Annotated in this window: 26 protein-coding genes and 1 other RNA gene; 12 read left to right on the plus strand and 15 right to left on the minus strand. The window is 49.1% G+C overall.

All coding sequences use genetic code 11. The annotated features are described in order from the left end of the window. The first annotated feature begins 51 nt into the window (after positions 1–51). Complete coding sequence (locus ACO6V5_RS14815; RefSeq protein ID WP_422136963.1) at positions 52–1,146, plus strand: malate dehydrogenase; 1,095 nt, start codon at positions 52–54, stop codon at positions 1,144–1,146. A 63-nt stretch (positions 1,147–1,209) separates the two neighbouring features. Here the strand turns inward: ACO6V5_RS14815 and ACO6V5_RS14820 are convergent, their stop codons facing one another. After that, positions 1,210–1,869, minus strand: a complete 660-nt coding sequence (locus ACO6V5_RS14820) for a TetR/AcrR family transcriptional regulator (protein ID WP_422136962.1) — start codon at positions 1,867–1,869, stop codon at positions 1,210–1,212. A 137-nt stretch (positions 1,870–2,006) separates the two neighbouring features. Here ACO6V5_RS14820 and ACO6V5_RS14825 point away from each other — a divergent pair, with 137 nt between their 5' ends. From ACO6V5_RS14825 to ACO6V5_RS14835, 3 genes are all read left to right on the plus strand, one after another. Beyond that, a complete protein-coding gene (locus ACO6V5_RS14825) occupies positions 2,007–3,488 on the plus strand; it encodes a coniferyl aldehyde dehydrogenase (protein ID WP_422139919.1) in 1,482 nt (493 codons plus the stop codon). 323 nt (positions 3,489–3,811) lie between these two features. Beyond that, positions 3,812–4,303, plus strand: coding sequence for a pantetheine-phosphate adenylyltransferase (coaD, locus tag ACO6V5_RS14830; RefSeq protein WP_422136960.1), 492 nt, complete (start codon positions 3,812–3,814; stop codon positions 4,301–4,303). A 61-nt stretch (positions 4,304–4,364) separates the two neighbouring features. Then, a complete protein-coding gene (locus ACO6V5_RS14835) occupies positions 4,365–4,616 on the plus strand; it encodes a YfhL family 4Fe-4S dicluster ferredoxin (RefSeq protein ID WP_317143373.1) in 252 nt (83 codons plus the stop codon). Positions 4,617–4,670: 54 nt separating this feature from the next. On the opposite strand, the gene ACO6V5_RS14840 is transcribed toward ACO6V5_RS14835, so the two are convergent. Both ACO6V5_RS14840 and ACO6V5_RS14845 read right to left on the minus strand, forming a co-directional pair. Continuing rightward, positions 4,671–5,522 (minus strand): pirin family protein, encoded by an 852-nt coding sequence (locus tag ACO6V5_RS14840; protein ID WP_422136959.1) that lies wholly within the window; start codon positions 5,520–5,522, stop codon positions 4,671–4,673. Between the two features lies 1 nt (position 5,523). Next, on the minus strand, positions 5,524–6,126 hold the full coding sequence (locus ACO6V5_RS14845) for an FMN-dependent NADH-azoreductase (protein ID WP_422136958.1): 603 nt from the start codon (positions 6,124–6,126) through the stop codon (positions 5,524–5,526). 120 nt (positions 6,127–6,246) lie between these two features. On the opposite strand from ACO6V5_RS14845, the gene ACO6V5_RS14850 reads away from it, so the two are divergent. Then, entirely contained in the window at positions 6,247–7,143 is an 897-nt protein-coding gene (locus ACO6V5_RS14850) for a LysR family transcriptional regulator (RefSeq protein ID WP_422412868.1), read from the plus strand. Positions 7,144–7,176: 33 nt separating this feature from the next. On the opposite strand, the gene ACO6V5_RS14855 is transcribed toward ACO6V5_RS14850, so the two are convergent. From ACO6V5_RS14855 to ACO6V5_RS14880, 6 genes are all read right to left on the minus strand, one after another. After that, positions 7,177–7,398 (minus strand): DUF2835 family protein, encoded by a 222-nt coding sequence (locus tag ACO6V5_RS14855; protein WP_317143377.1) that lies wholly within the window; start codon positions 7,396–7,398, stop codon positions 7,177–7,179. Between the two features lie 163 nt (positions 7,399–7,561). Next, positions 7,562–8,374, minus strand: a complete 813-nt coding sequence (locus ACO6V5_RS14860) for a hypothetical protein (protein WP_422136956.1) — start codon at positions 8,372–8,374, stop codon at positions 7,562–7,564. 153 nt (positions 8,375–8,527) lie between these two features. Beyond that, positions 8,528–9,661, minus strand: a complete 1,134-nt coding sequence (locus ACO6V5_RS14865) for a hypothetical protein (RefSeq protein ID WP_422412871.1) — start codon at positions 9,659–9,661, stop codon at positions 8,528–8,530. Between the two features lie 102 nt (positions 9,662–9,763). Then, a complete protein-coding gene (locus ACO6V5_RS14870; RefSeq protein WP_422412873.1) occupies positions 9,764–10,948 on the minus strand; it encodes an FAD-dependent monooxygenase in 1,185 nt (394 codons plus the stop codon). An 83-nt stretch (positions 10,949–11,031) separates the two neighbouring features. Beyond that, positions 11,032–12,267, minus strand: coding sequence for a 2-octaprenyl-6-methoxyphenyl hydroxylase (gene ubiH, locus ACO6V5_RS14875; RefSeq protein ID WP_422412875.1), 1,236 nt, complete (start codon positions 12,265–12,267; stop codon positions 11,032–11,034). A gap of 65 nt (positions 12,268–12,332) precedes the next feature. Further along, positions 12,333–12,911, minus strand: a complete 579-nt coding sequence (locus tag ACO6V5_RS14880; RefSeq protein ID WP_422412877.1) for a UPF0149 family protein — start codon at positions 12,909–12,911, stop codon at positions 12,333–12,335. Between the two features lie 225 nt (positions 12,912–13,136). Here ACO6V5_RS14880 and ACO6V5_RS14885 point away from each other — a divergent pair, with 225 nt between their 5' ends. From ACO6V5_RS14885 to ACO6V5_RS14910, 6 genes are all read left to right on the plus strand, one after another. After that, positions 13,137–13,346, plus strand: a complete 210-nt coding sequence (locus ACO6V5_RS14885; RefSeq protein ID WP_422139915.1) for a TIGR02449 family protein — start codon at positions 13,137–13,139, stop codon at positions 13,344–13,346. After that, complete coding sequence (locus ACO6V5_RS14890) at positions 13,346–13,645, plus strand: cell division protein ZapA (protein ID WP_422136950.1); 300 nt, start codon at positions 13,346–13,348, stop codon at positions 13,643–13,645. The genes ACO6V5_RS14885 and ACO6V5_RS14890 overlap by 1 nt, the downstream gene beginning before the upstream one ends. A 125-nt stretch (positions 13,646–13,770) precedes the next feature. Then, a non-coding RNA gene (gene ssrS / locus ACO6V5_RS14895) (6S RNA) lies at positions 13,771–13,949 on the plus strand. A 94-nt stretch (positions 13,950–14,043) separates the two neighbouring features. After that, the gene (locus tag ACO6V5_RS14900) at positions 14,044–14,541 is read left to right on the plus strand and encodes a DUF29 domain-containing protein (RefSeq protein ID WP_317143385.1); all 498 of its coding nucleotides are present in this window, start codon (positions 14,044–14,046) and stop codon (positions 14,539–14,541) included. Between the two features lie 18 nt (positions 14,542–14,559). Beyond that, positions 14,560–14,886: an HI0074 family nucleotidyltransferase substrate-binding subunit gene (locus ACO6V5_RS14905; RefSeq protein WP_422136949.1), complete on the plus strand. Its 327-nt coding sequence runs from the start codon at positions 14,560–14,562 to the stop codon at positions 14,884–14,886. Between the two features lie 216 nt (positions 14,887–15,102). After that, positions 15,103–15,252: a hypothetical protein gene (locus tag ACO6V5_RS14910; protein WP_422442167.1), complete on the plus strand. Its 150-nt coding sequence runs from the start codon at positions 15,103–15,105 to the stop codon at positions 15,250–15,252. Positions 15,253–15,301: 49 nt separating this feature from the next. On the opposite strand, the gene ACO6V5_RS14915 is transcribed toward ACO6V5_RS14910, so the two are convergent. The 3 genes from ACO6V5_RS14915 to fur all read right to left on the minus strand — a co-directional run bounded on the left by ACO6V5_RS14915 (position 15,302) and on the right by fur (position 17,308). Then, positions 15,302–16,078 carry a hypothetical protein gene (locus tag ACO6V5_RS14915; protein WP_422412882.1) on the minus strand — a complete coding sequence of 259 codons (777 nt, stop codon included), beginning with the start codon at positions 16,076–16,078 and terminating at the stop codon, positions 15,302–15,304. 273 nt (positions 16,079–16,351) lie between these two features. Continuing rightward, positions 16,352–16,753, minus strand: coding sequence for a hypothetical protein (locus tag ACO6V5_RS14920; protein ID WP_422136947.1), 402 nt, complete (start codon positions 16,751–16,753; stop codon positions 16,352–16,354). Between the two features lie 147 nt (positions 16,754–16,900). After that, complete coding sequence (fur, locus tag ACO6V5_RS14925; RefSeq protein ID WP_422137071.1) at positions 16,901–17,308, minus strand: ferric iron uptake transcriptional regulator; 408 nt, start codon at positions 17,306–17,308, stop codon at positions 16,901–16,903. A 102-nt stretch (positions 17,309–17,410) separates the two neighbouring features. Here fur and ACO6V5_RS14930 point away from each other — a divergent pair, with 102 nt between their 5' ends. Next, positions 17,411–17,788: an outer membrane protein assembly factor BamE gene (locus ACO6V5_RS14930; RefSeq protein WP_317143396.1), complete on the plus strand. Its 378-nt coding sequence runs from the start codon at positions 17,411–17,413 to the stop codon at positions 17,786–17,788. Positions 17,789–17,821: 33 nt separating this feature from the next. Here the strand turns inward: ACO6V5_RS14930 and ACO6V5_RS14935 are convergent, their stop codons facing one another. The 3 genes from ACO6V5_RS14935 to ACO6V5_RS14945 all read right to left on the minus strand — a co-directional run bounded on the left by ACO6V5_RS14935 (position 17,822) and on the right by ACO6V5_RS14945 (position 20,121). Beyond that, positions 17,822–18,169: an RnfH family protein gene (locus tag ACO6V5_RS14935; RefSeq protein ID WP_422136946.1), complete on the minus strand. Its 348-nt coding sequence runs from the start codon at positions 18,167–18,169 to the stop codon at positions 17,822–17,824. Next, the gene (locus ACO6V5_RS14940; RefSeq protein WP_422136945.1) at positions 18,162–18,593 is read right to left on the minus strand and encodes a type II toxin-antitoxin system RatA family toxin; all 432 of its coding nucleotides are present in this window, start codon (positions 18,591–18,593) and stop codon (positions 18,162–18,164) included. The genes ACO6V5_RS14935 and ACO6V5_RS14940 overlap by 8 nt, the downstream gene beginning before the upstream one ends. Positions 18,594–18,762: 169 nt before the next feature. Then, complete coding sequence (locus ACO6V5_RS14945) at positions 18,763–20,121, minus strand: sodium-dependent transporter (protein ID WP_422139910.1); 1,359 nt, start codon at positions 20,119–20,121, stop codon at positions 18,763–18,765. Positions 20,122–20,150 lie beyond the last annotated feature (29 nt).

Here is a 20,150-nt window from a genome sequence, read left to right on the forward strand (position 1 = left end):
GAGATTCTTCTAACACTCTCTTTTCAGACGAGAACTCTAAGGAGTGGTCAAATGAAACAACCCGTCCGTATCGCAGTCACAGGTGCAGCCGGTAACATCAGTTACTCCCTACTGTTTAAAATTGCTGCTGGTGAAATGCTGGGCGCGGATCAGCCGGTGATTCTGCAGCTGGTTGAGATTCCTCAGGCTATGGACAAGCTGCGTGGCGTGGCCATGGAACTTGAAGACTGCGCTTTCCCACTGGTACACGGCATCAGCCTGCACGATAATCCGTTCGATGGATTCCGTGGTGTTCATTACGCCATGCTGGTGGGTGCACGTCCACGTAGCAAAGGCATGGAGCGTGCCGATCTTCTGGAAGCTAACGCCGTTATCTTCGCCGAGCAGGGTAAAGCACTGAACGAAGTGGCGAATCGCGACGTTAAAGCCCTGGTGGTAGGTAACCCGGCTAACACCAACTGCCTGATTCTGTCCCGCAATGCCCCGAATCTGGACCCTTCCCAGTTCTGCGCTATGACCCGCCTGGACCACAACCGTGCCAAAGGCATCCTGGGTAACAAACTGGGCGTTAACCCGTCTGACATCGACGGTGTTTGCGTTTGGGGTAACCACTCTCCAACCATGTACCCTGACGTTCATCACGCTACTGTTCTGGGCGAAGAGTCTGCCATCAGCAAGATTGACGAGAAATGGTACAAAGAAGATTTTACACCTCGCATCCAGAAGCGTGGTGCCGAGATCATTGAATGGCGTGGTCTCTCTTCCGCTGCCTCTGCCGCGCAGGCCGCCCTGGACCACATGCGTGACTGGGCTCTGGGCAGCAATGGCGAAATTGTCAGCATGGGAATTATCTCCGACGGCAGCTACGGCGTAGCCAAAGGCATTTATTACTCTTTCCCATGTATCTGCGAATTCGGTAGCTACCAGATCGTTCAGGGCCTGGAGATCAACGAATACGGTCAAAGCATGATGAAGAAGACCGAAGAAGAACTGCTGAGCGAGAAAGCGGCTGTCGATCACCTGCTGCCAGCTGAAACCGTTGAGTCCCGTGAAAATCTGAGAAAGTCTGAGCGTACTGGCCAGACCGCTTACGACAATGGTCTCGACAAGGCTGACGTTTACTACAAAGCGGATCGCATCTGCTGATCCGCCTCCTGCAGGAGCTGAGTCTATCAGCTCCTTTTTTCTTTTTTTCTGCTGCCTCTCAACTCATTCATTCAGACCCCTCATAGGCACAAAATACTCTGCTTCCAGTTCGGCAAAGGAGTCTCTGGCCACTTCACTGACATAAGGCCGGTCCATAAGCAAAATCTGATAAAAAGCTCTTCGGTATAGTTTTTTTGGCAACAATTCGTCTTCTTCAAGAAACGCCGCACTGACCAGCTCCTGCCAACTGCTGAGCACCATGAAGTGGTTCAACGCCAATGCTTCCACTTCATGCTTTGGCACTGCCATAAAGCCTGACAACACAAGCCCTGCAATAATTTTTTCCAGTACCTCCAGAGAGAGCCTTGCAAACTGTTGATAGGCAGAACGGAGCTCGCTGCTCCTGCTCATAACCCCATGAACATCACGGTAGATAAAACGGAACTCCCACATACCGGCCAGGGCCAATTCCAAATAGCTTCGCTTATCCTGAAAGTTCAGCGGACGGTCTTCCGGAATAACCATACTGGCGGCAATGTTGTCTATCAGACGTTGAAAAAGTGCGAGGATAATCTCATCTTTATTCCTGAAATGGTAATAGAGATTTCCGGGAGAAATCCTCAGGTCTGCGGCAATATGGTTGGTCGTTACCGCCCTTTCGCCCCGGTCGTTAAAAAGCTCGAGAGCTTTGTCCAAAATACGATCACGAGTTTTAACTGCCATAAATACCCTTGAAATCCTGTCAGCAAATCGCTAAATTTCAGTTTAGAGTAATTACTCTAAACAATCAAAAACCCACTAACCAGCCAGATTCTTAGTAAAAAACATGTAAACCAGATCGGCTGAAGGAGACCTGTATCATGAGCCTTAGTGAAATTGACCAGCCTACAGAGACTGGCTCATCGGAGCAAATCACCGCCAGTGATCCATCTTCCAGTCAGATCGCAAGGATGAAATCATCTCTGGAGGCCCAGCAACAAGCTTTTCGAACTCAGCCAAACCCCTCTCTCCAGCAACGCAGGGAATGGCTTAAAACACTGAAAAAAGGTTTGAAAAAACACCAAAAGGCTCTGGTAGATGCCATTAACAGAGATTTTGAGGGCCGTGCCAAAACCGAGACTCTGTTGGCCGAGTTTATGCCATCCCTCTCTACCATCGATTACTGCAGCAAGAATCTGGCTAAATGGATGAAGCCCAGTAAACGACATGTATCAATCACTATGCAGCCGGCTTCGGCAAAAGTGGTGTATCAGCCTCTGGGCGTTGTCGGTATTGTTGTTCCCTGGAACTACCCTCTCTTTCTGGCCATAGGGCCTCTGGCAACAGCTCTGGCTGCCGGAAACCGGGCAATGATCAAGATGTCCGAGTTTACTCCGGCCACCTCCAGACTGTTTGCCGAGATGATTGCGGATATCTTTCCTGCTGACCTGGTCACTGTCGTCAATGGTGAAGCTGAAGTGGCAGCCGCATTCACCGCTCTGCCATTCGACCATATTCTCTTTACCGGCTCCACACAGGTCGGCAGGCACGTAATGACCGCTGCTGCCAAAAACCTCACCCCTGTAACCCTCGAGCTCGGCGGAAAATCCCCGGTAATCATCGACGACGACTTCCCGATACAGGAAGTGGCCGAGCGTGTCTGCTACGGCAAATCAATGAACGCCGGACAAACCTGCGTTGCCCCTGATTACATTCTGGTCAAGAAGCAACGCAGGGAAGAGTTTGTAGAAGCCTACCTGAAGGCATTTAGCAGTATGCATCCGTCAGTGAATGACAGTCAGCATTACACTGCCATTATCAACGAGAGGCAACACCAGAGGTTGCTCAGCCATATTGAGGATGCCAAAAATAAAGGAGCTGAAATCCGGGTGGGAAATAATGAGGAAATAACCGATGGTTCCCGTCGTTTACCTCCACACCTGATTCTGAATGCTACGGAAGATATGAGCGTCATGCAGGAAGAAATTTTTGGTCCACTGCTGCCCATCATTGAGGTCGACAACATTGATGACGCCATTCAGTTCGTCAATAACCGTCCCCGTCCACTGGCGCTTTATTATTTTGGTGAAAACAAACAGACTCAGGACAAAGTTCTGACTCACACCCACTCAGGAGGTGTCTGCCTGAATGAAACCCTTTTCCATGTTGCTATCGATGATATACCTTTTGGTGGAGTGGGTGCTTCCGGTATGGGCCATTATCACGGAAAAGAGGGCTTTCAGGCGTTATCCAAGGCAAAATCGGTCTTTAGCAAAGGACGTTTCAACAGTGTCCGATTTGTATTCCCCCCCTATAATACCTGGCTGAAGAAGAAGATGATCAAATTCCTGTCAGGCTCCTGATCATTCGGATCCGGACTGTCATTCGATAGTCCGGAATCTTTATTCAAAGAAGTTCTGAAAGCAACTATCTATGATCCAGTTACCCTGTTTTTAGTCAGGTTGTTTGTCACCTTCGATTGATTTCGATACCATTCGGCCTTCGTTATCTTTAGATTGAAGAACTCTGCTTTAACCATTTTCAGTAGAAACGGGCAGATCAGGACGCACAGTCTTTCACTACAGGCATCTGTGAAGTCATGGAGTTTTCGGAATATTGATCCTGGCAGGTCGGGGTCAACCTGACTCAAAGGCTTCCCGGGACATCAGCAGGAAATGCATTTTCAATGAGCAAAGTAATCTACCCTGGCACTTTTGACCCTATCACCAAAGGCCATCTGGACCTGGTAGAACGGGCGGCAAGAATTTTTGATAACGTGGTCATAGCGGTAGCAGAAAGCCCTAAAAAGAAGCCTCTGTTTGATCTGGCCAAACGTGTTGAGCTGGCAGAAGAAGTGACAGCTCACCTTAATAATGTTTCGGTAACAGGTTTCAGCTCTCTGCTGGCTCACTTTCTGGAAGAACAGAAGGCCACTGTGATTCTGCGTGGTCTGAGAGCCGTATCCGACTTCGAATATGAATTTCAGATGGCCAACATGAACCGGATTCTGGCACCCAGTGTTGAAAGCCTGTTTCTGACACCTGCTGAGCAGTATTCTTATATTTCTTCTACGCTGGTACGGGAGATAGCCTCACTGGGTGGAGATATCGACAAGTTTGTCTCCCCCTGCGTTCAGGAAGCCCTGAAAGACAAATTTGGTCCACACGTCAAAAGCTGATAGAGCGCCACGAACCTGGCGGCTTGAGCTGAAACACTCGTGCGGAACTGGAGATTACATCATGTCCCTGATCATTACTGATGACTGCATTAACTGCGATGTCTGCGAGCCTGAGTGCCCGAACAGTGCGATCTCTCCCGGGGAAGAGATTTACGAGATAGACCCTGACCTCTGCACCGAATGTGTTGGTCACTACGATGAGCCGCAATGCCAGCAGGTTTGCCCGGTCGACTGCATCCCCAAAGACCCGAATAATGTCGAGTCACAGGATGAGCTTATGGAAAAGTATTTGATTATTACGGCGGCCGCCTGATCGCGGTCTTTTTCATTGCTCATGTTCCACTGGAGTCTGCCTGCAAACAGACTCCTAACTCAAAAACTCCCCACTCTGATACTCCCGAACAGCCTGCATCACCTCTTCACGGCTGTTCATGACAAAAGGTCCATATTGCACAACAGGCTCATTCAAGGGTTTACCGGCCAGTATCAGAAAGTCAGCCTGACGTTCTGCACTCACTACCAGCTCGTCACCTTCTGCGAAAACCGCCAATTCTGATTGGCTGATGAGTTGATCGGTGTCCGTCTGCAGTTTTACCTCGCCTTCATAGACATAGACCATCAGTTTTTTGTGACTTAGAGGTAGCTTGATAGTGCTGTCTTGTTTCAGCGATACGTCCAACAACAGCGCATCGGTCACCTCTCTCTTCAGTGGAGCTGATAATTGCCGACCATCCAGCTCTACTTCACCCACCAGCAACCTTGCTGACCAGCCTTCACAGGACAGAACAGGGAAATTATTCTCACTGATATCAAGATACTCCGGATCACTCATTTTCCGGGCAGCGGGCATATTCAGCCAGATCTGGAAACCATGCAGCTCATTATTTTCAAGAATGGGCATCTCTGAATGAACAATCCCCTTGCCAGACTTCATCCACTGCACACCGCCTGACTCAATAGACCTCTGATTACCCAGATGATCTTCATGTCTGAAACCCCCCAATTTCATATACGACACCGTCTCGATGCCTCGATGAGGATGAGCCGGAAATCCGGCACCCAGATCGCCAGAACCGTCAGTTCTGATTTCGTCCAGCATCAAAAAAGGATCCATAAGCTTATGCTGTCCAGAGCCCATCACTCGCTTGAGTTTCACCCCGGCTCCGTCTGAAGCCGGACGGGCCGACACTAGTTCCAGCAGACTTCTTGCTTGCGTCACTTTATGCCACCAGTTGATCAATTCTTTCTGCAGCTTTACCCAGCGCTACTTCTCTTGCGTCACCACCTTTGGCAAGTCCTTCTGCATAGATGAACTCAACATCAGTAATCCCGATAAAGCCAAGGAAGTGCTTAATCAGTGCCGTTTGTGTATCCATAGGTGTTCCCTGATACTCACCCCCTCTGGCCGCCAGGATATAGGCTTTTTTTCCCTTCAAAAGCCCCTGTGGTCCCTGCTCGGTGTAGCGAAAAGTGATGCCTGCACGGGCAATATGGTCAAAGTATGTCTTCAGGGTTGATGGCATTGTGAAGTTGTAGAGAGGCAGCCCCATTACCAGCACATCGGCTTCATTCAACTCATTGATCAAACGATCTGACAGGCTGGCTATGCTCTTCTGATGTTCATTACGCTCTGCTTCTGGCAGGCTGAAACCCTGAAAGCTTTCTGCTGTCAGGTGAGGAATTGGTTCTGAACCCAGATCGCGATAGATCACTTTATCCACAGTCCGGGTCTGGGTGTATTTTTCCACAAACTGTCTGGCCAACTGCCCTGACTGTCCTTCTGAGCCAAACAGACTGGAATCGATTTGCAGGATAGTACTCATATTAATCTCCGGTTCATTAAATTGCCTTGGTTAAGCTTAATTTAATATCGATTTTTACGAATAAAAAGCGCAAAATATCCCTTATAAATATCGAATTATTAGATTATAAGTTCGTAAACCATGGCTAAAGTCACCCTTGAACAATGGCGAATGCTCCATGCGGTCGTTGAACATGGCGGTTTTGCACAAGCCGCAGAAGCCCTCCATAAAAGCCAGTCCACCGTCAGCTATGCCGTAAATAAATTGCAACAGCAGCTGGATGTTGAAGTTCTGGTCATCAAAGGCAGGAAAGCAGAATTAACGGAAGCCGGAAAAGTGCTGATCAGGCGCTCCCAATCCCTGCTGAAAGAGTCTGATGCCATAGAAAAGGTGGCTGACAGCCTGTCACAGGGCTGGGAAGGTCGCATCATTCTGGGTGTTGATGTCATCTTTCCGCCCCAGCTGCTCTCAACCTGTCTGAAAAGACTGGCCTCCGAGTGCCAGCAGACCCATATTGAGCTCGTGGAAACGGTACTTTCAGGTACTACAGACATAATGGCTACTGGTCAGGGAGACCTGGTGATCAGTGGCCTGGTGCCACAGGGGTTTATGGGAGAACCTTTGATGAAAGTGACTTTCAAGGCTGTCGCTCACAAGGACCACCCGTTGCACCAGTTAGACAGACCCCTGAGCCTCAATGATCTCAAGCAACACCGCCAGATTGTCATCAGAGACTCTGGCGTCAAGAAAGTGGATGCCGGATGGCTGGAAGCGACAGAACGCTGGACCGTCAGCCATATCAGCACATCAGTAAGAATGATTTCCGAAGGGCTTGGGTTTGCCTGGCTACCAATCGCTCACATAGAACAGGAACTGGCCTCTGGGATGCTGAAACCATTAAATCTTCAGCCTCACGGCTCTCGGCGTCACCAGATATACCTGATTTATACCGATCAGGATTATGCTGGCCCTGCCGTAAAGTCTTTGGCCAATATTTTGAAGGAAGTCTGTGCTGACACAGAAAAGTCAGCACATTGATGGGACCGATCAAAACAAAACCAGAAAGGAGGTTCAGCTAATCTTTCGAAGCTCTCCCAGTTTGCCATCGGACCCATAGGAGATTTCGAAAGTACCATGAACCCCTTCACGAGTGACAAACTTGAGAAGGACATCGTAGGGAATGCTCATGCTAAAGCCCTCCCGGGTACTGACCTGGACACGGTTTTTCTTGCCTTGGTAATACTGCAGGACCTGTTCTGAATTCAAACTGACAGAGAAGGTAGCCTTATTCATTCTGGACTCCATTCCGCGTGTTCAAGCAAATTATGATATCGGCCGCAGGGGGCCTGTGGCCAGTAACGAGATTTGTATCATTTTAGCAAAATCAGCACACACACGAACAAGCCCGGTCATTAAAAATAACCAGGCTTATTACCTCAACTCTAACAGTCAGAGTTTACTGATTGGGCGGAGGCGCCATCAAACCTTCAGGCATTTCCATGTTGTTGGGCACCTGCATCTGCTGCATGACTTGGTTGATAGAATCCCTGATGCTGGCAATCATCGCTTTGTAGCCTTCATCAAAGCCACGATAAAAAGCCTGCTCGGTAGGCTTAACATCATCACCTTCCTGCTTGTAGATAGCAGACTGTTTGCCTTCAGGGTTTTCGCCACTGAAGAAGGCTTCCATGGAAGTGGGAACGGTCAGAGCGACACGACCACCAGCCATATAACCGTCAATGAAGCGCTCTCTCAGAAACGGGTTTTCACTGCTGCCGATACTGGCAGAACGATAGGCATCGTCGGCCTCACACCAGCGATCTTTGTATTCACTGGCTTTATCTTCATCACGGCAGTTGTATTCCAGAACACCCAGCTCTGCAACCACTCGCTGATAGCCTTCGCGGTAACCCGCTTCATCAGGCTTTTCAGTCTTTCCTTCCAGAGCCTCTCGAGAGACCTGACTGGTTTCCGCTCGACGGGCATCGTTGATACCCTGACGGTAACCTTTCAGATAATTGCCAAAGTTGGCAACATTACCAGCCATTGGGCTCTGATCAAAAGCTCCACGTGCCTCACACCATGTCTGCTTGAGCGCATCAGTGGTATCAACAGTGGTGCAATCATAGGCTTCTTCTTCGGCAACCGGACGGGCAGGCTCACCGGTTGAAGGAGCCACCTTCGGACAATCCCGCTTCTCCGAACAGCCCTGAAGCAGTGACAGTAATAAAACAACAGGTACGATACCTGCAAACATTAACCTACGCATTCGACTCTCCTTCCCGAGGGGTAATTGTAATTTCCAACATAAAAACCATTGACCATCAAGATTGCCATGATTTGAATCCGACAGGGACCTGGCAAAATTCTGCCTTATTAATATCATTAGACGGAGCTGGTTAAATATAGTTCAGAAAAATTGTTATTTTTCTTTTTTAGTCCCTGTGGATATATCCGGTGTTGAATGAGCCTCAGGCTCTTTTAGCTGGCACAATGCCGGCCAGTCAGAGCTTTGCACAGAAGCTACCAACTGACCCCATTGCTCAAGAGAACAGGTTTTCCCACAGGACAGAGCCAGAGGCTCGTCATTTAGTGAAACCTGAACAGTTCTGTTTGAGGCCGAGAAGCGCAGGGTTAACATACTGGTATAGGGAACATTAGACTCTGCGGGGCTCCCCAGAGCCGTCATCAGGGTCAGTATGTTGCTGTCACTGACAGACAACAGATAGAAGTATTCACAGGTGGTTTTGCCACTTTCAAGACAGCTCTGATAATGCTGATAACGCTGGTCAATCGCCTTCACAAGATACTGGCTGGCCAGCTGGACTATACGGCTGTCTTTGCCCATTTGAGGCATAAACCAGTCAATCAGACCCTCCAGCTGCTGCTCATCCTGGGGGGTCAGAAACTCTGGCAGAGGAAGATTATGCAGTTTTCTGATATGCAATGCGTCGGCAAGGCTCATCATGGCATGGAGTGTTGGCCTGTGCCCTGACTCTTTGGCCCAGAGCCTGATCCTGTCGAGCCCCATTTCTTCTGCCTTCTTTTGCCACAGAGGACTCTTTTGCAGACCGCCAATCAGGGCTTTGTAGCCAGTGCAGGCTTGAGTAAATCCGAGAAAATAATCGTCTCGCAGAGGGTAAGCATAAACCGGTGGAACAGCCGCAAACTCATTGCCTGAGCCTGTTTTGAGACTGTCGGGGTAAATAGCCTGAAGCATGGTGGTGGCGCACTGGATGGTTCTGTCCAGGCCACGGGCCTGATGATAACTGAGATCCGGATTCCAGCGGGAAGGAAAATCAGTCGGAAGTTGTGTCTGCCTGAAATGCTTACCCGCTTCATAACACTGCTTGAAGCCAATGTCTGTCATCTCACCGGGTCCCATGGGCCAGAGTTCGGGATTTAAAGGGTACCTTGGACTTCGATCTCCATGTCGCACCAGTGTGACAATGAAGTCATGAGAGTCGCGGTGATTGTCATTGTCGTCAGGCTCTGACTGAGCATGAGCCGTCATTAAAAAACACAATATACCCCAGACCAGAAGACACTCTTTCATTCTTTTATTCCTGATTAATTAAAGAATCAGACAACAGAGCATAGAAAGAAAAGTAACAATTGTTCAGAAAATGCGTCTGGATAGACAAACAATTTCGAGCTTTCAGACTCCCAGTGCATGTTTGATCAACATATCTTTGGCAAAAGGCAGACTATTCGTCCACTTCAGTCCGGTATTCCTCAGCCAGCGAAGACCGATATCGTCAGCGGCAAAGAGGTTCTGTAAACCCTCCATGGACTTCATCATCAACAAATTACTGCCCATTCTTCTGCGCTCATACCGATTCAGGATATGACTGCCAGAAAAGTCATCGCCACGCTCAATAGCACGAATAATTTCTTCAGAGAGAACCTCCACATCCTGCAGCCCAAGGTTCACACCCTGACCCGCCAAAGGATGAATGGTATGGGCTGCGTCACCTGCCAGCACAATTCTATTCCGGTGATATTGGCGGGCGTGTCGCTGCCTGAGAGGAAAGCGAAAACGGGGATCGACTGAAAGCACCTTCCCGAGCCTGGATTCAAAAGCGCATTCTACAGCCTGACAAAAAGCCTCATCATCCAGGGACAGGACTTCGTCGGCGCCATCGGGAACCAGCGACCAAACGATGGAGCAGAAGTGTTTTTCTCCCCGGCTGGGCATGGGCAGAAACGCCAGAGGCCCGGAGGCCAGAAAGACCTGCCAGGCGGTGTCCTGATGATATTGCTCTGTTTCTACGGTGGTGACCACCGCATGATGGAGACAGTCTTTCTGACTGGAAGGAATGCCCGAAAGTTTCCTCAGGCGCGACTCGGCCCCATCGGTAGCCACCAGCAGACGAGCTTCTATCTTTTCATTGTCCAGTTGAACCTGATGGGGCTCTCCCAGCTGATAGGCAATGGTTGACTGGTTGGGGAAGCATTCAACCCCCGTCTTAGCCAACTGCTCCAGCAGCGCATTGCGAACCACATCGTTTTCAACAATATTTCCAAGCGTCTTAAAACCTGCTGACCTGGCATCAAAGGCAATCTCACCCGTTCCTTCACTGTCCCAGACATACATATGCTGATAGGGCATTGCACGCTGTGAGGTCATAGCTTCCCAGGCTCCCAGTCGCTGGAATAACCGGGAAGAAGCTTCGGTCAGGGCACTGACTCTCGGTGCATAGGGACTGTCAGGAGAGAATACCTGAGCCGAAAGCGACTGTTGATCGACCAGGGCTATTTTCAGGTCTGTTTTTGACAGCGACAGGGCCAGTGATACCCCAACCATGCCACCACCGGCAATCACCAGATCAAATGATTTCAACCGAGATCTCCTGCTGATACTGTTTTTTCAGCTCAAGGCTGTATTTCCGCTAAAGGCTGTATTTCTGCTAAAGGCTCTGGCAATTAAAAGCCCATGGCCTTTCTGGCAAACCGACCTTTTAATCCCCGGCTCATATCCAGACAGCTTAACCCCAGGTTCCTGGCCAGAATCACCGGCAGCTCCTGTCGGGAAAACAATTTCACCAGACCGTCACAGAAGTCCAGAGTCATCCTCTGATCGATTCTCTGCTCATCGACGTACTGAAGCAAGCGGGACAGATTGCCCGGGGCCATACCCTGTCTGAGTGATTCAGCGATATTCCCGGCCAGAGCCATTGTATCCCTGATGGCCAGGTTATAACCCTGGCCTGCGACAGGATGCATAGCGTGAGCCGCATTGCCCAGAACAACCAGACCAGGTCTGACTTGCTCACGGGCAACACTGAGAGCCAGAGGATAGCTTTCACGCACACCAACTTTGATAAACTCACCAGCACGATAACCAAACTTTTCTTGTAAAGTGATCAGGAAAGTCTCGTCATCCATAGACATTTTGTCGTCAATTTCGTCAGACGGCACTGTCCAGACCAGTGCTGAACGATCTCCAGAGAGAGGAAGCAGAGCCATGGGTCCCCTTCCGGCAAAGCGTTCATAGGCTATGCCATTGTGAGGCTTATTCAGGGAAACGTTAGCAATCAGTGCATGCTGCTGGTAGTCATACTGCTTGCGTGAAATACCCAGTTTTGCCATCAAACGGGAACGACCACCATCGGCAAGGACCACAAGCGACGCCATTTTCTCAAAAGATTCATCCCCTTGATTGATAACCACTTTCGTTTCTGAGTCAGGCAGTGGCTGTAAAGATTGAACCTGTGCCGGACTCAGGACGTCTACCTGCCCCTGATCGCGATAAGCTTTCAGCTTTTTGAGCAGCACTTCACCCAGCCGATGGTTTTCAACCACATACCCCAGTGCAGGTACATTTTCTTTCTGATGATTAAGGTGGGTGGCACCAAAATGCCCTCTGTCAGAGACCTGAATATCCAGAATAGGCGTGGCAAACGGATCAAGATCGGGCCAGATGCCAAGTTCACCATAGATCAGCCGAGTGCCATAAGAGAGTGCCGAGGCCCTGGCATCATAGCCCGGTGGAGACTTGGGTAGAGCGTCAGGGGAAGTATCCCGCGCTTCGTCAATAGAATGCGTTTCAACCAGCGCTACCTTCAGCCCATGTTCATCGATCGCAGACGCCAGAGCACACAGCAGACTGGCACCCACCAGCCCACCACCAATGATCAGGACATCGTACTTCCCGGTCATCTCTCTCTCCTTTCAACCATGAAAACACTCATCACTTAAGAGGACAACGGTAGCCTTTTTGGTTATCAGTGAATGGTTTTTGTATTACGCTTTGTCGATTTTTCCTGAGACGCCACCTCAGAAAAAATGGTTAAAAGACTCATCCGAACATACTCACTGACGTCTATGAACAAACGTTCAGACTCATCACTGCCATCCGCTTCAGGCCGGATCTGTGCAATTTCCGAGAAATCTCCCAGAACCCCTTCCACTTCCTGACTCAGAGACTGACCGCCAATCACTTCGCCGAAACCGAACAGAAACCCCTGACACCAAAAGCCCAGTGCTTCGGTTCTTTGCTCCAGGGCTTCATCGTCATCTGGCAGAAGCAGAGCAATGGAAAAGTCTGATTGATCAAGCTTTTGCAAGGTTCCCTGATACATGCGCATCAGGAGTTCCTGAAAACGGCTGTCCAGCTCCTGATCATCCAGTAAACCGGACACCTGGCGGAACCAGGCTTCCACGCCGGGCTGACTGCCTGCAGCAAAGGTACCACAGAGAATGCCATGCAGTTCAGAAGGATGACTTTCACCGCCCAACTCAACCAGACGATCAGCCAGCTCATCAAAGGCGACAAGGTCACGAGCCGCATCATTATTTGTCATTACAATTACCCTGAAAGCCTTACTGGAATGAGCCCGTTGATCACATAACAACCGATCAATAACCGCGTGGATTGAAAAACCGGCAGGAAACCGGATCCCAGTGGCTTTATGAAAAACCCGATGGTCTGTGAGTGTACCAGATTTATCGGTTGGGCAAATCGCAAAGGCATTGTTCTGTCTACTGACAGCCGCTATAGTAGATCCAATAGCTCGGTCCCGGAACCTATGAACGACCACGAACTCACAACTCTGAACCAGAAAATCGATGACCTGGTAGCCATCAGCCTGAAACTGAAAAAAGAGAACCGGCTACTGCGCGCCAAGGAACAAACCTGGCAGGCAGAACGCGCGCAGCTGATGGAGAAGAATGATGTCGCGCGCAGCAAGGTCGAGGCCATGATCAACCGCTTGCGCACTCTGGAGCATGAATCCTGATGGACAGTTCATCCACTACCACCGTCAATATCCTGGACAAAGAATACCTGGTCAGTTGCCCCAAACAGGAAGAAACCAATCTTCATCAGGCAGCCCGACACTTAAATGAACAAATGAAGCAGATCCGTGCGGGTGGCGTGATAGGTGCAGAGCGTATTGCAGTCATGGCGGCACTTAACATCAGTTACGAACTGCTACAGAGCAGGCAGCAAAGCCTGACCGACAATTCCGATGCTCAGGAACAGATCAAACAGATGCTTGGTAAGCTGGATCAGGCGCTCATGTTGATCGAAAGCTAAAACCCCTGACCGCTCTGGCCTGATGGTTCAATGTTGGCAAAAAACCAATTGAGCTATCAGTCAAAAGATCAATAGCAAAAAAAACCTACAGACTTACACGGCATAACCGATATAATTCCGGTCAAGTCTCCCTGGCCTGTTTGCCAGTCATTAAAGACCCGGGCTGATAATACCATAACGGGGATTCCTCGATGATGCTGGAGCGCAGGTCCACCTTGCAGTGGAAAGCCCGATTCATCACAGCAATCCCCACCGTTGCTTTAACGGCGACGGGCTTATGTGACAGCGGCAGCTTGGGGAGACTTACTATCATGTTGTGTTTGACAACTTGCCCTCCCCTCACCAATTGCTATCCTCAAACCTCAAACAGTACGGTGTCCCCAAATCGAGGCAGAACGATGGAAAGTTTATACAACACTGACTATCACCAGTGGTTAAGACAACAGCGGGAACTCCTCATTCAAGGTCAATTGGATCAATTGGATATTGAAAACCTGATTGAGGAGTTAGAGTTGGGTATTAATCAAAACCTGGATACATTAGAGTCACACCTGATGATCCTGATTACTCACTTATTAAAATGGGATTATCAGGAAAAAGTATTACAAGATCCATGGGTGGACGAATGCGTGAAACATACCTGGATGCCCAGCATTAGAAACCCAAGGGCGAAAATTCGACAATTGATTGAAAAGCATTCTAATCTAAAACCCCAGATAGATCGTGTTTTGGCTAAGGCTTATTCCATCGGTAAGCAAGATGCCATTGATGAAATGAATGAATACGCTCGCCATGATCACCAAAGGCTCAATCAAAGCAGTTTTCCTGAAGTCTGCCCTTGGAGTTTTGAGCAGGTGATGGATAAATCTTGGCCGGTTTCTAAACACAGCCCCTGAAAGCCAGCCAACAATAAATTGCAGTATGAAGAGTCGCAACCCCTGGTGATTAATGCCTCAATTCAGCGATTCGACTTTTCCATTGAACTGAGTTGGAAAACTCTGAAAGCATGCCTTGCACAAGAAGGCATCACTGCCAATACCCCCAGAGAATGTATGCAGCTGGCGTACGCCGCCCACTGGTTCGATGACGAAAAAGCGTGGCTGAGTATGTTGAAGGACCGCAACCTGACTTCCCACACCTACAAAGAAGACCTGGCACTAGAAATATATCGTCGTTTACCCGGTCATTATCAGGCGATGAAGGCCTTGCATGTTTTTCCGACTAACCACTTTCGCTCCTGATCGAATGAATTGTCTCCGCACTGCGGAGACAATTGTGCAGACACTGTCTGCCCAATGCTTCAGTCCCATTTTTGACATCCTCCCCGCCGTGAAGAGGGTGTCGCAAAACTCTCTCCAGCGTGGGAACGAGTTGACTCCCCTCATTCCCAGCTTCATTCTCGTCATTCCCGCGAAGGCGGGAATCCCACTGACTCTCCACCAGAACCATACTGCCCGGTGCCCCCCTGGCCTTGTAATCCCCGGGAAGGCAGAGATCCACCGTTGGCGCTGGATTCCCGCCTTCGCGGGAATGACGAACTCAAAGCAAAGGAACGAGCTGTTGAAGTTTTGCGACACCCTCTGAACGACGGGGATTCCTTCGGCTAGACGGTCATCCCCGTCCTCAAAGTACGGGGTTTTACGCTCATTCGATAATTTAAAATATTCTATGAGAAATAGCATAGTTAACTTCTGATAACAGTGCACCAACTGACCTGATAGTTTCGTTCGTTTTAACCAGCTTACGGTTGTAGTGATTTTGCATCCACAAGTTAGAATGGATCCTGCCTCTGGCATCATCTACGCGCTGTCTTGCACTATTGTCTCCAGTCAAAGCTAAATGAGTCATATTTAAAGCACCATCAACACTATTAAGTACCATTTGACCCTGACAAAAACTGGCCGATGCTGAGACGCTCGCAGCTTCTCGTTCTAACTTATTCATTCTGATAACAAGTTCATCTTGAAGTTGAAGAAGCATAGAGGCGTCGTAGTGATTTTTATAAAGGGTTTTCGCCAGATTGAGACGAGTTCTATTTTCAAGATCATCAACACCCAATTTATTATTAAGCTGAGTTGCGGCTCTGAATCCATCTTTGATAGTCTTTACATTGCCGTAAGGTTTAGTAGCAGCATCTATAGCCTGTTTCAGAATACCATTTTCAAGTTTACTCTTAATTTGGTGCGCACGAGTTTCATTAAATCTCATACCCGGTGTAACCAACCGTTTAAATGCGTCAGCAACTGCACCAACCATACGGCTAAAAATATTTTTCCTACCTGTTTCGGCTGTGACATTGACATTAACAAATCTGCCTTTAACGTTACTTTCGTGGACATAAACAGTGTAAGCTCTTTCTGCTTCCTCAGAGTAAAAGGTTACTTTTTCACCTCTAAACTTACCAGCTTCGTTAATTAGTGTTTCATCAGCCATGTTATTTTTCCATGACTTGATGTGAAAGGTATTTGCTAGTGGACATCCCTGTATATTCATACGAATTACCTCCGTGGCAGTTAATATTTTTTAAAAGATATAGAAAATTCACCCTGACTATAATGACAACTCAGTTAGCAACACTGACAATTGTTGGAAACAGCCGGGGTCATAAGGAAATTGGTGTCATTCATTTTTCCGCCCATTCGACTCTGGTCTTTTTCAACTCGTTCCCTCGCTCTGAGGGTGTCGCAAAATTTCAACAGCTCGTTCTCACGCTCTGAAGTCGTCATTCCCGCGAAGGCGGGAATCCAGCGCCAACGGTGGATCTCTGCCTTCTCGGGGATGACAAGGCCAGGGGAGCACCGGGCAGTATGGTTCTGGTGGTGAGTCAGTGTGGATTCCCACCTTCGCGGGAATGACGAGAATGAAATCGGGAATGACGAGAATGAAGTTGGGAATGACGAGAATGAAGTTGGGAATGACGGGGGTGAAGGCGGGAACCAGAGTTTTGCGACACCCTCCCAATGAGGTAATCCAGTCGACATCTTTAGCTTTAGCAGAAAACTTATCCGTCAAGGCATATATCTCTGAAGACTTGTCATAGGAACAAAGTTCCCGAATAGCATGGGCTAAACGCGGGGGAAGATTGTGGTCAATGAAGTATTTCGCCATTAGCAATCCTTTGTTCAAAAGATACTGCTGCCATGACGGCTGACACATCAATCTTGTAGGGTATTCAGCTGAATGAAAGAAACGCAACTCACAAAAAAAGCCGATCCACTGTGACCGGCTTTCCAAGAAAACGTGTTCCAGAATAAATCAGGACTTTTGTTTTGGCTTTACGTACAGCACCAGGTTGTGGTCAACAATCTCGTAGCCGTGCTTATCAGCAATCTCTTTTTGACGACGCTCAATATCTTCATCGATAAACTCGATGATCTCACCGCTTTCCATACAGACCATATGATCGTGATGCTCACCTCTGGCCAGCTCGAACACCGAGTGCCCGCTGTCAAAGTTGTGCCTGATCACCAGACCGGCCCCTTCAAACTGGGTCAGCACCCGGTAGACGGTAGCCAGACCGACATCTTCTTCTGCTCCGAGGAGTGCCTTGTAGACATCCTCCGCACTCATATGAAGGCCCTGAGAGCTTTCAAGAATCTGAAGGATTTTGACACGAGGCAGCGTGACCTTCAGACCCGCTTTGCGCAACTCTTGATTTTCCAACACGTTTCCCTAACCTTTAGCATTTAGCAGGTAATCCCTGCTATTATCACACTTTTAAACCGAACATTCATTTTCGAAGAAGATAGTGGAAGTCTGAAACCGATGCAAAAACGTCCAGCCCTGACCACCGTTGTTCTCAGTGCCGCTGCTCTTCTGGCTGGGTGTGCCAGTTCAACAGACAGTGGCTCCAAACTCATCAGCTTCCCCGGTGTTTACAAGGTCGACATCCAGCAGGGTAATGTCATTACCCAGGAAATGGTCGATCAACTTCGTCCGGGAATGACCCGTAACCAGGTCCAGTATGTTATGGGCACCCCTCTTATGGAAGACGCCTTCAACCGGGACCGCTGGGATTATATTTCCAGTCTTCAGCCTGGCGGCGAACAGCGCACCCAGCAAACCCTGACTATCTTCTTCAAGGACGACAAACTTACCTCTATTGAAGGAGACTTTCGTCCCGGTGCTGGTAAAACACCTTAAGACAGCTTTGTTGACTGGAAGAGCAGCTCACCCTCAGGATGCAGCTGCCTCTTTCTTGAGCTTCGCTGTCTCCGCACGCTTCTTGCGCACTTCTTTCGGATCAGCTATCAATGGTCGATAAATTTCTATCCGGTCACCTTCTTTCACTGCCTGATCGGCAGGTCTGATAACCGCTTTGCCAAAGATACCCAGTTTAACAGAGTCCCAATCAATCTCAGAAAAAATCGACTTCATCCCGGATTGTCTGGCAGCATCAAGTACTGAAGTACCTTCTTTAACATCTACAGTCAGGATTCGGTAATCATCCGGCTTGGCGTAAGCCACTTCAACGCTTACTCTGGAATCTTCCCCCGGCTCCGACCGGTTATTGTTTTCAGCCATAAAGCTGCTCCGCTCTTTGACAGAAGGCGTCAACCATTTTATTCATTGCCTTATTGAACACTGCACCGACTGTAGCTCTGAGCACCGGGTTGGATATTTCGAAATCCAGCTCCAGAGATACCTTGCAGCCTTCATTGCCCAACGGTTTGAATGTCCAGAGCCCATTCAGCTTTGAAAAAGGCCCCTTCAGCAATGACATTTCAATAGATCGATTTTCCACCATTCGGTTCCTTGTGGAAAACTCATAACCCAGACTCCCTTTTGACAGTTCAAGAGCGGCTTCCAGCACTTCCCCTTCCTGCTTCAGTATTCTGGCCCCTGAACACCAGGGTAGAAACTCAGGATAACCTTCAACATCAGCCACCAGCGGATACATTTTTTCTACTGGCTGCATGATCAGGGCTGAACGGGAAACTCTTGGCATGACACACTGCAAATTTACAAAACAAGGGCCCGCGAGCATACCATATTGTCAAAGTTTTTGCTTTCAGGACTCTGCAGGAAGGACAGTGTAACTGAGCATCGGAAGGTGTGGGAGGAGCGTAGCCCCATAGCTACGCTCTGCGTCGATTATGATTTAAAAAGGCTTCAAATCATTTCAGCGCTGTGTACAGAATCAGAGCTACCGCTACGGGCACAATGATACGAACGGCAACGCGCCATACATTGAACAGACCAACGCTCATAGCCAGTTCGTTAGACATAACAGAACGCTTAATAATCCAGCCAGCAAAGATCGCTGTCAAAGCACCACCGAGAGGCAACAGGAAAACGTCGGTCATGTAACCCGCTAGGTCAAAGATAGTCTTGTCGAAGAACTTGACGTCGGCCCAGATGTTAAAGGAGAACACAGAGCCCAGACCAACCAGCCAGATAGCACCGCCAATCAACCAGGTCGCCAGTACACGATTGATAGCGAAGCGCTCAGTCACCCAGGACAGAGAAGGCTCAATCAGGGAGATGGCTGAACTCAGGGCAGCGATACCTACCAGCGTGAAGAATATGAAGCCCAGAATCGATCCGCCAGTGATATTAGCGAAGGCAGAGGTCAGGGAAACAAACAGCAGGCCGGGGCCGGCAGAAGGCTCAAGACCATGAGCGTAAACAATCGGGAATACGATCAGACCAGATATGATGGCCATGAGGGTATCCAGGAATGCAACATTCAGAGCTGTACGCGGAATAGAGTTATTAGCAGGCATGTAGGCACCGTACGCCATCAGGGCACACATACCCAGACTCAGGGTAAAGAAGGCCTGACCCATTGCCGCCGCAACCGCTTCGCCGGTAATCTTGCTGAAATCCACATCGAACATGAAGTGGAAACCACGCATAAATTCACCGGTGGCCAGAATACTGTAGCCCAACATGGCAAACAACAGGACGAACAGCGTTGGCATCATAACCTGAAGACCTTTTTCCAGACCTTTATGAACACCACGAGCGGTTATCAGAACAGTGATAACCATAAACAGGGTGTGCCACAGAATCTGTCTTGGCGCCGAGGCCGTCAGAGCTTCAAACTCACCGCCAATCTGATCAGCTGACATACCATTGAAGACACCTGTCAACAGATCCCAGGCGTATGACAGCGCCCAGCCGGCTACTACGCTGTAGAAGGTCAGAATGATGAAGCCGGTGACCATCCCCATCCAGCCAATCACTTCCCAGCCACGAAAGACACCTGCGTCGCTGGTCAGTTTACGCATGGCATTCAGGGGGCTCAGGCGGGTTGAACGACCAATGGCCGTTTCAGCCATCAGCAAAGGAATACCTACCAGAGCGATACACAGCAGATAAACCAGAACAAAGGCGCCACCGCCGTACTGACCGGCAATGTATGGGAATTTCCAGATATTCCCCAGACCAATGGCAGAGCCGGCCGCAGCCAGCATAAATGTCCAACGGTTGTTCCAGGTTTTGCGCGAGGTTGTCGGGTTTTGTCCTGACATGAGACTCCTCAATGATATACAGCAAAATT

The organism is Endozoicomonas sp. ALD068, from assembly GCF_049310145.1.
GTDB lineage: Bacteria > Pseudomonadota > Gammaproteobacteria > Pseudomonadales > Endozoicomonadaceae > Endozoicomonas_A.

Excerpts from the sequence above, each read along its gene's own strand:
- ACO6V5_RS14865 (WP_422412871.1), bottom strand. The coding sequence starts at position 9,661 with ATGAAAGAGTGTCTTCTGGTCTGGGGTATATTGTGTTTTTTAATGACG.
- ACO6V5_RS14835 (WP_317143373.1), top strand. The coding sequence starts at position 4,365 with ATGTCCCTGATCATTACTGATGACTGCATTAACTGCGATGTCTGCGAG.
- ACO6V5_RS14880 (WP_422412877.1), bottom strand. The coding sequence starts at position 12,911 with ATGACAAATAATGATGCGGCTCGTGACCTTGTCGCCTTTGATGAGCTG.
- ACO6V5_RS14860 (WP_422136956.1), bottom strand. The coding sequence starts at position 8,374 with ATGCGTAGGTTAATGTTTGCAGGTATCGTACCTGTTGTTTTATTACTG.
- ACO6V5_RS14845 (WP_422136958.1), bottom strand. The coding sequence starts at position 6,126 with ATGAGTACTATCCTGCAAATCGATTCCAGTCTGTTTGGCTCAGAAGGA.
- ACO6V5_RS14820 (WP_422136962.1), bottom strand. The coding sequence starts at position 1,869 with ATGGCAGTTAAAACTCGTGATCGTATTTTGGACAAAGCTCTCGAGCTT.
- ACO6V5_RS14940 (WP_422136945.1), bottom strand. The coding sequence starts at position 18,593 with ATGCCAAGAGTTTCCCGTTCAGCCCTGATCATGCAGCCAGTAGAAAAA.
- ACO6V5_RS14900 (WP_317143385.1), top strand. The coding sequence starts at position 14,044 with ATGGAAAGTTTATACAACACTGACTATCACCAGTGGTTAAGACAACAG.
- coaD (WP_422136960.1), top strand. The coding sequence starts at position 3,812 with ATGAGCAAAGTAATCTACCCTGGCACTTTTGACCCTATCACCAAAGGC.
- ACO6V5_RS14920 (WP_422136947.1), bottom strand. The coding sequence starts at position 16,753 with ATGGCGAAATACTTCATTGACCACAATCTTCCCCCGCGTTTAGCCCAT.
- ubiH (WP_422412875.1), bottom strand. The coding sequence starts at position 12,267 with ATGACCGGGAAGTACGATGTCCTGATCATTGGTGGTGGGCTGGTGGGT.
- ACO6V5_RS14945 (WP_422139910.1), bottom strand. The coding sequence starts at position 20,121 with ATGTCAGGACAAAACCCGACAACCTCGCGCAAAACCTGGAACAACCGT.
- ACO6V5_RS14850 (WP_422412868.1), top strand. The coding sequence starts at position 6,247 with ATGGCTAAAGTCACCCTTGAACAATGGCGAATGCTCCATGCGGTCGTT.
- ACO6V5_RS14935 (WP_422136946.1), bottom strand. The coding sequence starts at position 18,169 with ATGGCTGAAAACAATAACCGGTCGGAGCCGGGGGAAGATTCCAGAGTA.
- ACO6V5_RS14915 (WP_422412882.1), bottom strand. The coding sequence starts at position 16,078 with ATGGCTGATGAAACACTAATTAACGAAGCTGGTAAGTTTAGAGGTGAA.
- ACO6V5_RS14930 (WP_317143396.1), top strand. The coding sequence starts at position 17,411 with ATGCAAAAACGTCCAGCCCTGACCACCGTTGTTCTCAGTGCCGCTGCT.
- ACO6V5_RS14855 (WP_317143377.1), bottom strand. The coding sequence starts at position 7,398 with ATGAATAAGGCTACCTTCTCTGTCAGTTTGAATTCAGAACAGGTCCTG.
- ACO6V5_RS14825 (WP_422139919.1), top strand. The coding sequence starts at position 2,007 with ATGAGCCTTAGTGAAATTGACCAGCCTACAGAGACTGGCTCATCGGAG.
- ACO6V5_RS14815 (WP_422136963.1), top strand. The coding sequence starts at position 52 with ATGAAACAACCCGTCCGTATCGCAGTCACAGGTGCAGCCGGTAACATC.
- ACO6V5_RS14885 (WP_422139915.1), top strand. The coding sequence starts at position 13,137 with ATGAACGACCACGAACTCACAACTCTGAACCAGAAAATCGATGACCTG.
- ACO6V5_RS14890 (WP_422136950.1), top strand. The coding sequence starts at position 13,346 with ATGGACAGTTCATCCACTACCACCGTCAATATCCTGGACAAAGAATAC.